We start from the raw sequence: 12,544 nt of genomic DNA, 5'->3' as shown, positions 1-12,544 counted from the left end.
TTTATACAATTATGGAAAATAAAATAAGATTTCTTACATTGTCTATTGCACTTGCAGCCAGTTCAGCTTCCGCTGCAAACTATGCTATTGAAGCCCGCGGAGACGCAATGGGCGGAGTAGGTGTCGTTTCTGCAACTTTCCTCACAGCTCCTTTTTACAACCCTGCGCTCACTGCAATTTATCGTCGAAACGACGACTATGGTATGATCACGCCAAGTTTTGGCTTGTCATACAGTGATGAGCATATGATGGTTGATGATCTTAAGAAGGCCGCGGATCTTATCGAGCAAGGGACTAGCAACCCTGCAGATCTCAATGCATCTGAGCTTGATGCCACTTTAAAGGCGCTAGACGGTGACATCGCCAAACTGGAAATTGGCGGCGTGGTCGCCTTTGCTATTCCAAACAAATTTGTTGCTGCTAACGTATTTGGTAAAGCCTATGCCGAGTCTTATGCGAACCCAATCATTGCCAATGATTGTCAAAATGGTAGTGACGCATGTATTCTGCAGAACGCACAAAATAGTACCGTTAATGCTGTTTCAGTAGGGGTAACTGAAGTCGGTATATCATTAGCCAAATACCAAACCTTCTTAGGACAACACATTTCTTTCGGTATTACGCCTAAACTGCAACGCATCTATACCTATGTCTATGAAGCGAGCTTTACCAACTACGATATCAAAGATGTTCGTGATAATGGCACAGGTGAAACCATGTTCAATATGGACGCAGGTTTCCTATGGTTCTATGGGCCTTTGCGTGTTGGTTTCTCGGCGACGAATTTAGTAAGTCGAGATATTAAAACCTTAACGATTCCTTCGTCTGTCAGTGGCAAGCCTGATGTTTCTTACTCTTACCAAATGCGACCGCTCTACACGGTTGGTGTTGGTTTAGTCGCAGACTATGCAACCATCAGTGTGGACTATGATCTTAACGAAGAAGAGCGTTACACCAATTTCAACGACAATACCCAAATGCTTAGAGTCGGTGGCGAAATTGATATCATGCGTCAGTTAAAGCTGCGTGCTGGTTGGAAGAGAAATCTAGCCTACGATAATTTAGATGACACCGTGACTGCCGGTATTGGTTTGTCGCCGCTAAACTTATTCCAGTTGGATATCGGCGCTAGCTACACGAATGAAAATTCAATGGGCGCATATATTAACTTCCTCACGAGTTATTAAGTTATAGGTTAGGGTAGTTATACACTAGCTCTTACAGTCAAATCGTAATATAGTCGGCTCCTAAAGTTTTAGGAGCCTTTTTTATGTTTGATGATCTACCGCCACTTTCCCATGAAGAACAGCAAAAAGCTGTCGAGAAAATCCAAGAGTTAATGGCAGAGGGTATAAGCACAGCTCAAGCGATAAAAATGGTCGCAGAAGAAATTAGAGCTGAAGCCGCTAAACAGCAGTAGCAACGATTTAAACCTAGCAACAGATACAAAGAAGAGCAGGGAACTGCTCTTTTTTTGTGCTTGTATATATTGATGCACTATAACAGAATTCTGTATCAACAAGCTTACTCGTCCGTACTCACACATCGACTACAACAAGATAAAACTCCAACCAAATCATCATTTGTAATAAAGGTGAAAGTCTTATCTGTATAGCGCTTTATGTAAACTAAATTAATTTAAAACAATGACTTATAGTGGCTGATTGTTCTGTGTGAAATGTTAGCAATTTGCGTTATGTAATAAAATTACATAACTGTAATTCTAGTCTGCAAGCGCTTACTATCATGTAGTGTATTATTCTGACACGTGATCGTGTAACTCATAAAATCTGAAGCCAGTCTCGAACGTCGCCTAATTCGTTATGGATTAGTAATCGATTTTCAAAAGGTACAAAAAGGGTTCGTATCTATGATTTTGTACCTACTAAGGAGCGTGCACGCTTAGTGACGCTGTCACTATTTGCGAGTGAAAAGGAAGTAATAGTTGGTTGGAATTGTATGTGAGGACTGAAGCTTGCTTAAAGATTGTCCCCATATCGAACTTAATCGCCATGTGTATCCATGATTGGCTCGATTATCAGTTTGTTTAATGGCGGACTCGAAGCCTATAGGCAGTACAACCGCAATAAGGCCGAAACCTTAAAGCGCAAACACGAGCTCGATCAGGAGAAACATCAGGCGAGGGTACGCAGGCTACAAAAAGTCGAAGAGCAGGCCAGTAGTCTCGATGAAGTCAGCATCAAAGAGCGCGGCTTCAAAGACGAATTTATCCTGCTTGTGGTGTTTATTCCGCTCATTCTTTCCTTCATTCCTGATTACGCGCCCTATGTCGAACAAGGCTTTGAGGCGCTGCAGAACATTCCCGAACCCTATTGGTATGTTGTTGGTGCGGTCGTCATCGATACTCTTGGCATGCGCGCGATGGTTCGTTATCTGCTGGAATTCTTCTCGGGCAAGTTCAGGGGGCCGTAATGGGACTACTCGAAGCGATGCTCATCGCTCTAATCACTGGTGTCGTTTCAAGCGCAGGCACGATTGCGGCGCTCAAAACGGACATCAACTGGATAAAGAAAGTACAGCAAGATCAGGAACAACGAATACGTAAACTGGAGGACTCTCATGGCTAAACGATGCTGTAAGTGCAAAGGCCGTAAACAAAACGGCCAGCTTAAGAAAGGGTATACGCTGAAAGGTGGACGCGTAGTTAAAGCCACCGCGACTCGAAAGAGACGAAAAACTCGACGCAGACGCTAAAGAAAACCGCTCAAGATTGGGCGGTTTTTATTTCTCATAGGCTCAAATCTTGATTTAAAGCATGTCATACAGAATTAATATGCACTTTAATGCATCGATTGATTGCTATAGTTTTAAGCTACTGATAGATTAAAGAAAATAGGACAATGTTAGCTGTGTTAGGGCGAAAGACAGAAGAACTCTATGGCTAAATAATCACATTACTAGATTCTGTTTCGTATCTTGTTGTTATCGCATCATTTGTACCTTAACCGTGCATTATTTCAGTTAATTAATCCTGGTTTACGCTCGCGCCAGCCACGAAAAAGCCCTTAACTTATTCGCGACCTTGTTCGTCACCACCCATTTACTAACTAAAAAGGCGCGAGATCCATGAACAACACTACGCCCATCCAACGTCAGTCGATTGATGTGCAGTTTCTGCAAGATGTCATCAATCAAACCAATCTTGAATTGAAAGTGTCGTCACTCAGTGAGCAGAGCTACCGAGCGCTGGCGTGCGAAGAGAGCCCGGTCTTGGACTGGCTTGAGCACTATCATTTATCCTGTTTTACCGGCCGCGCTTTTCATATCGGCGTGCAGCGTTTCAAACAAGCACGACCCGGACTGTTAGTCGGTGTGTACGACAGTCGGGTAGGGAGACAGCATACGTTGTTACTTGAGCCCTTGGATGGGCGTGCCGCTCAGGCCATGACCGAGCGCTTGATGTCGGTGATCACCTATATTGCGCTGTATTTTCTGTCGACGTATCCCAACAGTGTCGGCGTGTACCTTGTTGATCCACCGAAAGCGTTTCTGTCGCATTATGGCTTGTACGGCTACAAAGTCTTAGACAGCTGGCACGAGGTGCCAGTGATGTTTGCCACCTTTGACAGTCTGTTTGAGCGTCAGCAAGACGTGCTGTTCGAAATGTTGCTCGATGAAGAGTTGGATTTGTTAGCGGATTAACCGAGGAGAACGATATGTTAAATCGACGACGTGTACGGCTGCGGCCATCGCAAGGCCAGGTTAAGCAAGTGCTGCTCAAGACCGCCGCGGTGTTGCTGCAGGATGAACGCTACAAAATCCCCATCGATGACGCGGTGCCACCGCCAAGATCAAACCCACTCACTCAAGCGCGCCGGACTTAATATCCGGCGTGTGCTTTGAAAGCGTCTGGTGCTGAGGTCATTTGAATTTACTCGGTACCCAAGGTTTTGGCTCGACATGGCGGCCACCACGAAAAGGCGTGAGATTGGGCACCGCTGGCGTGGGACACGGATCGTGCAGTCGGCCATACAATTTGACCAACTGACGATGTTCATCGCGCCAGTAGACGAAGTTTTCGAGCTCTTTGGGGTTAAACTCGCGTCGATCGGGCGTAATCAGCGTGGCGCGCTCTTCATGGACACGAAAGCCGTCCCAGCGGATATCGAGCGGCAGATAGCCGCGAGCTTTAATGTTGAGCAGCTTTTCCGCGAGTGGATTGACCGGTGTGAGACCTAAAATCCAACGTTTGACGGTGACGGGTTGCACGTGAAAAAACGCGGCGGCTTGGTGCAGATCCATAAACTGTTGGTGGACTAGCTGACTGAAGCTGGGTGTGAGCCTAGAGGACATTTTAAACTGGGATGATACTCTTAGTGCGCATTATGTACGTTATGTTAAATAGAATTTAGCATTAAGAAAGGACAGCTGTTGTCCTTTCTTCTCTACTTATGGTTTTCTACTTTGTGCTGTGAAATTCAACATAACTAGATTTACCATAAAATACCTAATAATCAGTTCGATAATCAGAGATTAACTCACTGCTTCTTGGTTTAGCCGCCAGCCAATTTAACTGTGTGGCCTTTCTTTTCTAGGTGCGCTTTGATCTTGTCACGTGCATCACCTTGAATTTCAATTGTTCCGTCTTTTACTGAGCCACCGCAGCCACAAACTTTTTTAAGTTCTGCGGCTAATAGTTTAAGTGGCGCATCATCCAAATCAAGCCCAGTAACAATAGAAACGCCTTTACCTTTGCGTCCTTTAGTTTGGCGTTGAATACGTACAATGCCATCGCCTTTTTCGCGTTGAGGCTTCTCTTCTTCAGGTTTGATGCGACCTACGTCAGTGCTATATACAAGAGTCATACAGTTTTACTTCTTCTGTTGCTGTTCAGCTTTTTGCTTAGCGACCAAGTATGCCTCTATGTGCTTCTGAATAGCAAGCTTTCCGCCTTTAATTAGCCTTCCATTAAAGAAACAGTACCAACTGTTTACGTCACCGGTGTCATTTTTGATGGTGTATCCATGAAAGTTTTCTTGTGCGGGTTGCCCGGTAGCTTTCTGTTTACTCGCCAGTGAATTGAATTCTTTAGGATCGATAATTGTTGCCGTATCACAAAACCAATCGATGCTTTTCTTCACGGCTGCCATACTTCCTGACAACACGTGTTGTTTGATTTGTACTTGCCAAACTTCAGTCGAATTTCCAGCAGATTTGAGGGTGAAACCTCGGTAAGTTGCAGCAGCCATAGTCATTATTATCTTTGTATTCAGATAGTTTAATAATAATTGTATATCTCTCATTATCAAGTATATTTATCATACGTTTCGAGGTTATGGTGCGTTAAAGTGCGGAAAAATGTTCGCGTCGTCACATGTGAAGGTGAGAGAAAACAATTCGTTAATAAGTTATTAAACAATATAACTATTGAAGAGGTAAATGAATTATTGAACGGTGAGTACGCCCGCAATTCTCTATTAGCTATGCGCAAAGATTGGAATCTATTTAACGAATTTTGTTCGCAAAAAGGTGTGAATTCCCTACCCGCGGCGTCCACCGCGGTACGTTTGTTCTTAGAGAAAGAGTCTAAGCAAAGGAAGTATTCAACCATTAAACGTTACAGTGTGACATTGGGTTTGTTCCACAAAACGTTAAACTTGCCAGACCCTACTTCTAACATTTCCGTTCGAAACCTACTTGCGTCACTGAGAATTGATAAAAAATCCGACGCCAAATCAACCACTTCTTTCAATAGACAGCATTTGGAAACACTAACAAATCTACTTACGCCTTCTAAGCATGTCAGAGATGTTAGAAACCTAGCGATATATCATCTTATGTTCGAGTGCTTGCTTAAACGTTCCGAATTACGAGATCTAGAATTCAAAAGCGTTTGTTTAAATGACGCCGTTGTTAGTATTTGGATAGGCAGTGAAGAGTATCGTTTATCAGACGAAGCCTGTGAGATTTTAAATCGATGGTTGATTGTGCGCGGAAGTCATAATGGTGCGCTCTTTAACGCAATAGACAAACACGGCAATATAAGTGATGAAGCGCTTAACGATTCGTCAATTTATCGTATTTTGCGCTCGGCCAGCGATAAGCTGAAGCTAGATGTTAAGTTCTCTGGGCTATCATTGCGAGTGGGTGCGGCGAATGAGCTCGCTTCTCAAGGTGTGAAAGTTAAAGATATTCAACGCTTTGGGAGATGGAAAAGTGCTGCTATGCCCTATCAATACATAGGAAATCAATCTCAAGCAGCACTTGAACGCATGGTTTATAAAAGCTTTAAACCGTGGGATTAGAGCGAAGTTTTAACACAGTTTGCCAAGAAGTCCGCAAACGAATGTCCATTATGCTCTAGCATTTTCGGGAACATCGAAATTGGAGTCATTCCTGGGAAGGTATTAACTTCATTTAGGTAAATCTTCCCATCAGGTGTTAAGAAGAAGTCGATGCGAGATAGATGGCGTAAACGCATCTGAGTAAATACTTTTTCTGAACTTTGACGGATAACTTCAAGTTGCTCTTGGCTGAGATCTGATGCCTCTACCTTAGTTATTGAATGACTTGAAGTGCTGTACTTCTCTTCGTAGCTATAAAAAGCATCTTCTGGTGCAATGATTTCGCCAGGCTTAGATATGTGAAGTTTACCTTCGTACTCATACGCCGCTACTTCAAGCTCTCTCGGCTTAACTGCTTGTTCGACTAATACTTGATCTGAATAACCGAATGCATCATCAAGCGCTTTCTGAAGTTGTGAAGCATCCGTTACCTTGTAACAACCCACAGAAGACCCCTGTCTAGCCGCTTTAACGAACACAGAGCCCCACTCTTTAAACGCAGCTTCACTGCGCGCGTAGGCATCTTGATTGTTTTCAGACAAGAAAATGTAAGGAGTATTAGGAATGCCTAGTGCGTCATACCAAAGCTTAGAGGTAATTTTGTTAAAGCTATTAGTGCTCGCCTCAGGGCCGCAACCTAAATAAGGAATACCTGATAGCTCTAGCATAGATTGGATATCACCCGTTTCACCTGGGAATCCATGAATACAAGGAATTACAAAATCTAATTTGGTCGAACTTGAATCCGTGTTTATTGTGCCAGCATTGGTATCAAGATAAGCAAGCTCACCATCATTGGTGAACCAACCATCAGCTTTCATTTCAATGCGAACAACATTAAAGCCTTGAGTTGATTCTAATTGAGACTGCAAGAAATCGGCGGAAACAAGTGAGACTTCATGTTCTGAAGAACCACCACCGCAAAGGAGAAGAATAGTCGTATTTGTCATTAAAAATCTTTCCGTGTGACAACAGGGAGAATCTCTGACTATGATAATAAAAACCGCTATAAGTTACACGGTTTTACCAGACAAAAATCCGTTTTGTCGGCTGAGTGAAGAAAATATAGGCGATAAAAAAGGGGCTGATGCCCCTTCTCTTTCAATTAGTTTAGCTTGTTAAGCGTTGGGTATTGTGAGTTCTTAATGTCATCAATACTCTTAACGAAAGGCTTAAGTGTGCGGAATTCTGCAGGTAGTTCCGAAATCGCTGCTTTTGCTTCTGTACGTGTCGCGTAGTCACCGTAAAGAATCGTATACCATTTAGTACCGTTCACAACTTTATAGTTTTCCCAAACTGGTTGGTTATCTTCGCGAGGTAGTTTACGCGCAAAGTGATCCACTTTAGTTTGTGAACCGACTGCCACTACCTGAATGGTGAAGCCGTAACGTGGATTCATTGACTGCTGTTTGGCGGTCGGCGGAATAATAGCAACAGCCGGTTTAGGCTTAGCTTGCATCTTCACGGTTTGGCTCTGTTGAGCAGGTGCGGTATTCACGACCTTAGCAACGTTATCTTCAGAGATGCCGCTAGTCATTCCTTGCTGAGTTACGACAGGTTGCTCAACCTTTGCCGTTTTGTAATCCTCACGATAGCTTTCTGAACTCACGTCTGTCACATAATCGCTCGAAACACATGCAGAAAGCACCACTGATAAGCCAACTATTGCTATTTTTTTCATGAATTATTCAAATGCCTTAACTAGAAATTACTGTAAATCATGCCGTTAGATAGACTTAGAATCAACCCAACATTTTAATTATATATCAATACTCTGTGACACATGGCACAAACTTCGCTCGTACCTCAGTGATCTGATTAAAACAACATCAAAAATGCCAAGTATTAGCGCCCTTTGTTGGTTACGATTATACCTGTCGCCCCTTTAGGAGCCTTGCAATGAGCCACCTTACCCATCTGTTGAGACCAAAATCCGTTGCTGTTATCGGCGCTTCTACCAAACCAATGCGTGCTGGCAATATCGTTATGAAGAACTTACTGCATGGTGGGTTTGAAGGCGCGATTATGCCCGTGACACCCAAATACTCTTCTGTGTGTGGTGTGCTCGCCTACTCTGCAATTGAGCAGCTGCCGATTGTGCCCGATGTCGCCATCTTGTGTACTCACGCAAAATACAACGAGAAGATATTTGAGCAGTTAGCTGAAAAGAAAGTAAAAGCGGTGATCGTTCTATCGGCGGATATGCACTTTGCTAACGAACAAGGAGAAAGCATTCAAGATGCTTGCCTATCGGTTGCTAGAGATAATGGAATGCGAGTTCTTGGGCCTAATAGCTTAGGTTTGATTCTCCCTTGGGTAAACTTTAACGCTTCTTTCTCTCCCGTTACTGCCATTAAAGGCAAGATAGCTTTTATCTCTCAATCTGCGGCGATGTGTACCACGATTCTCGATTGGGCGAACGATAAGAACATTGGCTTTTCTGCCTTCGTATCGTTGGGAAATGCCCTTGATATCGACTTCGCTGACTTGCTAGACCACCTATGTACCGACTCTCACACAGAGGCGATCCTTCTTTATGTCGATACGATCAAAGATGCGCGCCGCTTTATGTCAGCGGCTCGTGCAGCGTCACGCAATCGACGTATTCTTGTTTTGAAAGGTGGTAAAACGTCTGCGGGCCGAATTGCTGCAAGAGCACATACGGGTGGCGACGACACGTTAGATATTATCTATGATTCAGCGATCCGCCGTACTGGTATGCTCAGAGTAAACAATTCACATGAGCTTTTCGCCGCAGTAGAAACACTGACTCATTCGGTACCGCTCCGAGGTGAAAGGCTGGCGATCATCACTAATGGTGGCGGCCCTGCGATTATGGCCGTCGACACTCTTCTCCAGCGTGGCGGTAAACTCGCCGATTTGTCAGACGAATCTATTGAAAAACTGAGTGAGATTTTACCCGCCAGTTGGAGTCACAATAACCCCATTGATATGGTCGGCGATGCGGACGAAAAACGCTACGTCAATACACTTAATGCGGTAATGGATGCTGACTGTGCCGATGCGATTCTTATTATGCATAGCCCATCAGCGGTGGCGCATTCAGAGCAAACGGCGAGTGCCATCGTTGAAGCGATTAAATCGCATCCACGCCATAGGCGTTTTAATTTTTTAACTAACTGGTCTGGAGAATTAACCGCTAAACCCGCGCGAGATATTTTTACTCAAGCAGGTATCCCGACCTATCGAACGCCAGAAAGTGCCGTGGTTGCCTTCATGCACTTGGTCGAGTACAGACGAAACCAAAAGCAACTGATGGAGACACCAACCACTGCAGAACCTGTGCATATTGGCGAGCTTAACGAAGCCAAAAAATGGATTGAAACCAAACTGCTGGATGTAAATACAGTATCTTTGGATACACACCAAATTGGCACCTTTCTACGCCACTTCAACTTTAAAGTGTTACCAACTTGGATTGCATCTGATTCAAGTGAAGCCGTCCATGTTGCTGAGCAAATTGGTTATCCTGTGGCTGTTAAACTTCGTTCGCCTGATATCGCGCATAAGTCCGATGTTCAAGGTGTGATGCTCAACTTACGTAACAGTAATGAAGTCGCTAGTGCTTCTGAGGCGATACTGGATCGAACCAAGCTCTCCTACCCGTCGGCTAATATTCACGGGCTGCTAGTCCAAGGGATGGCGAAGTTAGCAGGTGGCGAAGAGATTCGAATCAAAGTCAAAACAGACGAAACTTTTGGTCCTGTGATTCTTATTGGTCAAGGTGGTTCTGAATGGGACGAATCAATAGATGCAGCATCTGCGCTTCCACCATTAAATATGGCACTAGCTCGGTATTTGATCGTACGCGCGATTAAGAGCGGTAAGATTCGCCCACAAAAATTACCGGAGCCTATGGACATTCATGGCTTGTCCGAGCTGCTTGTTAGGGTATCTCAAATGGTGGTTGATTGCCCTCAGGTATACGAACTGGATATACATCCAGTGCTGGCTAATGGTTCCGAATTTACCATTCTCGATGCGGATTTGATTCTAAAAAAATATGAGGGAGATGCGCAGCAACGTCTCGCTATACGCCCTTATCCGGTTGAATACGAGCAGCTCATCACGCTTAAAGATGGAGAAGAAGTCTTGTTAAGGCCGATTCTCCCTGAAGACGAGCCACACCATGCCGACTTTATCCATAATGTATCTAAAGAAGATCTTTATAAACGATTCTTTACCGATGTCGGCGAATTCAATCATGAGGCACTTGCCAACCTCACTCAGATAGATTACGACCGAGAGATGGCCTTTGTTGCCGTTAGCCAAAGTCGTGTGGGAAGCCCAATTATTGGTGTATCGAGAGCGCTGATTAACCCAGATAATACCGATGCTGAGTTTGCGATTCTTATTCGGTCTGATCTTAAAGGTAACGGTTTAGGTAAAGTGCTAATGAAGAAGATCATCGAGTATTGTCAGCATAAAGGAACTAAGCAGATGTCAGGAATGACGATGCCAACTAACCGCGGTATGCTTATGCTGGCTCAAGGGCTCGGATTCAAGTTAGATGTGCAGTTTGAAGATGGAACTGCAGATATGGTACTCCCCCTCAACTAGCCTCGGTTGTTTATAGTTAAGTCGCTCGTATTGGGCGACTTGACCTTTTCGTTCACAAACTATTTGGTGTTTATCTTGCGCAATGAAATTTGTCGGAGTATGATTAATCGCAATTCGACGATAGACTATAGAGTGAGTAGAAAATGTCTAATCCGTGCAGCAGCGCTAATACAAAAGCTTTCGAATCTTCAGAGCAAGATCTGGCACTAGAACAGAAGTTCGCCACACAAGCGAAAGCTTTGTCTCACCCTGCTCGCGTACGTATCGTTAAAATTCTTTTGAATTTAGAGAAGTTAGGTGGTTGTTTAAACAGCGATTTAGTTTCAGAGCTCGGTTTGGCACAGTCTACCGTATCTGAGCATCTACGAATCCTTAAACAGGCAGGATTTATTAGCGCGGAATCAATACCACCTAAAGTCTGCTATCGCGTTGATAAAGCGGAAATTGAACAGTTTTCGAATCGTTACGCATCGATATTTAGTTAATATTTAGTTTAGCAAGTACATATACGGGAAGAGAGCATCTTCCCATTTTTTAACCTTTTACAATCGTCATTCGACGATAAACGAAAGAGAGCGTTGCAATGAATCAACAAGTCGCAACAAACCGCACAGCACCATCGGCGGCAAACAATATGTCCTTTTTAGATCGTTACCTCACGGTATGGATTTTTGTCGCTATGGCAGTGGGTATTGCTATTGGCGTCGCTTTCCCTCAAGTGGCAGAGTGGAATGAATCTATGTCAGTAGGAAGCACAAATATCCCACTCGCTATTGGCTTGATCTTAATGATGTACCCGCCATTGGCGAAGGTTAACTATGGCTTGTTAGGTAAGGTTCGAAAAGACAAAAAGGCAATTCAGTTGTCTTTGTTTATGAACTGGATTGTTGGCCCTATCCTAATGTTTGTCCTTGCTCTGGTATTCTTAGGCGATAAACCAGGCTACATGGTCGGTATCATTCTTATTGGTTTAGCAAGATGCATTGCAATGGTACTTGTTTGGAATGATATCGGTGGCGGAAACAAAGAGTACGGAGCAGCTCTGGTTGCGTTAAACAGCGCATTCCAAATCGTGACATACAGTTTTATGGCCTGGCTATTCATTACCGTTCTTCCACCGATACTTGGCTACCAAGGGTTTGATGTCGATATCTCGATGATAGACATTGCTGAAAGCGTTTTGATTTATCTTGGTATACCGTTTTTAGCTGGTTTTCTCAGTCGTAAATGGTTAACTAAGTTAAAGGGAGATCAATGGTATAACGAGGTGTTTCTTCCACGTATCTCACCGATAACCTTGATCGCTTTGCTGGCTACTATTGTTCTGATGTTCAGTTTAAAAGGTGAAATGATTTTCGAACTGCCTATGGATGTGGTTCGAGTAGCGATTCCATTGGCGATCTACTTTGTCATTATGTTCTTTGTGAGCTTCTTTGTCGGTAAAAAAATGGGCATTGAGTATGATAAGAATGCCTCAATTGCTTTCACCGCAACGGGTAACAACTTTGAATTAGCGATTGCGGTGAGTATTGCGGTGTTCGGTCTTAACTCCGACCAAGCCTTTGCAGGTGTGATTGGCCCACTGATTGAAGTTCCCGTTCTGATTGCACTTGTTAACGTAGCGCTAAGAATGAAGAACAAGTACTACGCTTAGTTTA

The 12,544-nt window shown here is 43.8% G+C and carries 14 protein-coding genes; 9 read left to right on the top strand and 5 right to left on the bottom strand.

The window, feature by feature from the left end; translation table 11 throughout:
- The first annotated feature begins 11 nt into the window (after window positions 1-11).
- The 5 genes from AC5O63_RS00915 to AC5O63_RS00895 all read left to right on the top strand — a co-directional run bounded on the left by AC5O63_RS00915 (window position 12) and on the right by AC5O63_RS00895 (window position 3,663).
- Window positions 12-1,187 (top strand): conjugal transfer protein TraF, encoded by a 1,176-nt coding sequence (locus AC5O63_RS00915; RefSeq protein WP_494503552.1) that lies wholly within the window; start codon window positions 12-14, stop codon window positions 1,185-1,187.
- Window positions 1,188-1,270: 83 nt separating this feature from the next.
- The gene (locus tag AC5O63_RS00910; protein ID WP_004742753.1) at window positions 1,271-1,420 is read left to right on the top strand and encodes a YoaH family protein; all 150 of its coding nucleotides are present in this window, start codon (window positions 1,271-1,273) and stop codon (window positions 1,418-1,420) included.
- A gap of 602 nt (window positions 1,421-2,022) precedes the next feature.
- Window positions 2,023-2,433, top strand: coding sequence for a hypothetical protein (locus AC5O63_RS00905; protein ID WP_494503551.1), 411 nt, complete (start codon window positions 2,023-2,025; stop codon window positions 2,431-2,433).
- A complete protein-coding gene (locus AC5O63_RS00900; RefSeq protein ID WP_272283887.1) occupies window positions 2,433-2,588 on the top strand; it encodes a hypothetical protein in 156 nt (51 codons plus the stop codon). The genes AC5O63_RS00905 and AC5O63_RS00900 overlap by 1 nt, the downstream gene beginning before the upstream one ends.
- 499 nt (window positions 2,589-3,087) lie before the next feature.
- Window positions 3,088-3,663, top strand: a complete 576-nt coding sequence (locus AC5O63_RS00895) for a hypothetical protein (RefSeq protein ID WP_494503550.1) — start codon at window positions 3,088-3,090, stop codon at window positions 3,661-3,663.
- A gap of 219 nt (window positions 3,664-3,882) precedes the next feature.
- On the opposite strand, the gene AC5O63_RS00890 is transcribed toward AC5O63_RS00895, so the two are convergent.
- From AC5O63_RS00890 to AC5O63_RS00880, 3 genes are all read right to left on the bottom strand, one after another.
- Complete coding sequence (locus AC5O63_RS00890; RefSeq protein WP_494503549.1) at window positions 3,883-4,263, bottom strand: phage protein; 381 nt, start codon at window positions 4,261-4,263, stop codon at window positions 3,883-3,885.
- Window positions 4,264-4,514: 251 nt separating this feature from the next.
- Entirely contained in the window at window positions 4,515-4,826 is a 312-nt protein-coding gene (yciH, locus tag AC5O63_RS00885; RefSeq protein ID WP_004742716.1) for a stress response translation initiation inhibitor YciH, read from the bottom strand.
- Window positions 4,827-4,832: 6 nt separating this feature from the next.
- Complete coding sequence (locus AC5O63_RS00880) at window positions 4,833-5,210, bottom strand: DUF3319 domain-containing protein (RefSeq protein WP_038197061.1); 378 nt, start codon at window positions 5,208-5,210, stop codon at window positions 4,833-4,835.
- Between the two features lie 99 nt (window positions 5,211-5,309).
- On the opposite strand from AC5O63_RS00880, the gene AC5O63_RS00875 reads away from it, so the two are divergent.
- Window positions 5,310-6,266, top strand: a complete 957-nt coding sequence (locus AC5O63_RS00875; protein WP_494503548.1) for a tyrosine-type recombinase/integrase — start codon at window positions 5,310-5,312, stop codon at window positions 6,264-6,266.
- On the opposite strand, the gene AC5O63_RS00870 is transcribed toward AC5O63_RS00875, so the two are convergent.
- Together AC5O63_RS00870 and AC5O63_RS00865 are read right to left on the bottom strand one after the other, a co-directional pair.
- Window positions 6,263-7,255 carry a D-alanine--D-alanine ligase gene (locus AC5O63_RS00870; protein WP_494503547.1) on the bottom strand — a complete coding sequence of 331 codons (993 nt, stop codon included), beginning with the start codon at window positions 7,253-7,255 and terminating at the stop codon, window positions 6,263-6,265. The genes AC5O63_RS00875 and AC5O63_RS00870 overlap by 4 nt on opposite strands.
- 155 nt (window positions 7,256-7,410) lie before the next feature.
- Window positions 7,411-7,986, bottom strand: coding sequence for an SPOR domain-containing protein (locus tag AC5O63_RS00865; RefSeq protein ID WP_494503546.1), 576 nt, complete (start codon window positions 7,984-7,986; stop codon window positions 7,411-7,413).
- 218 nt (window positions 7,987-8,204) lie between these two features.
- Here AC5O63_RS00865 and AC5O63_RS00860 point away from each other — a divergent pair, with 218 nt between their 5' ends.
- The 3 genes from AC5O63_RS00860 to arsB all read left to right on the top strand — a co-directional run bounded on the left by AC5O63_RS00860 (window position 8,205) and on the right by arsB (window position 12,540).
- The gene (locus AC5O63_RS00860; RefSeq protein WP_494503545.1) at window positions 8,205-10,886 is read left to right on the top strand and encodes a bifunctional acetate--CoA ligase family protein/GNAT family N-acetyltransferase; all 2,682 of its coding nucleotides are present in this window, start codon (window positions 8,205-8,207) and stop codon (window positions 10,884-10,886) included.
- A 143-nt stretch (window positions 10,887-11,029) separates the two neighbouring features.
- Window positions 11,030-11,371 (top strand): ArsR/SmtB family transcription factor, encoded by a 342-nt coding sequence (locus tag AC5O63_RS00855; protein ID WP_004742710.1) that lies wholly within the window; start codon window positions 11,030-11,032, stop codon window positions 11,369-11,371.
- A gap of 98 nt (window positions 11,372-11,469) precedes the next feature.
- Window positions 11,470-12,540 carry an ACR3 family arsenite efflux transporter gene (gene arsB / locus AC5O63_RS00850; protein WP_494503544.1) on the top strand — a complete coding sequence of 357 codons (1,071 nt, stop codon included), beginning with the start codon at window positions 11,470-11,472 and terminating at the stop codon, window positions 12,538-12,540.
- Window positions 12,541-12,544: the final 4 nt, after the last annotated feature.

It is taken from the genome of Vibrio sp. SCP2, from assembly GCF_059295395.1.
The sequence above is the reverse complement of the archived record's forward strand: the minus strand, read 5'-3'. Positions and strand labels throughout refer to the sequence as shown.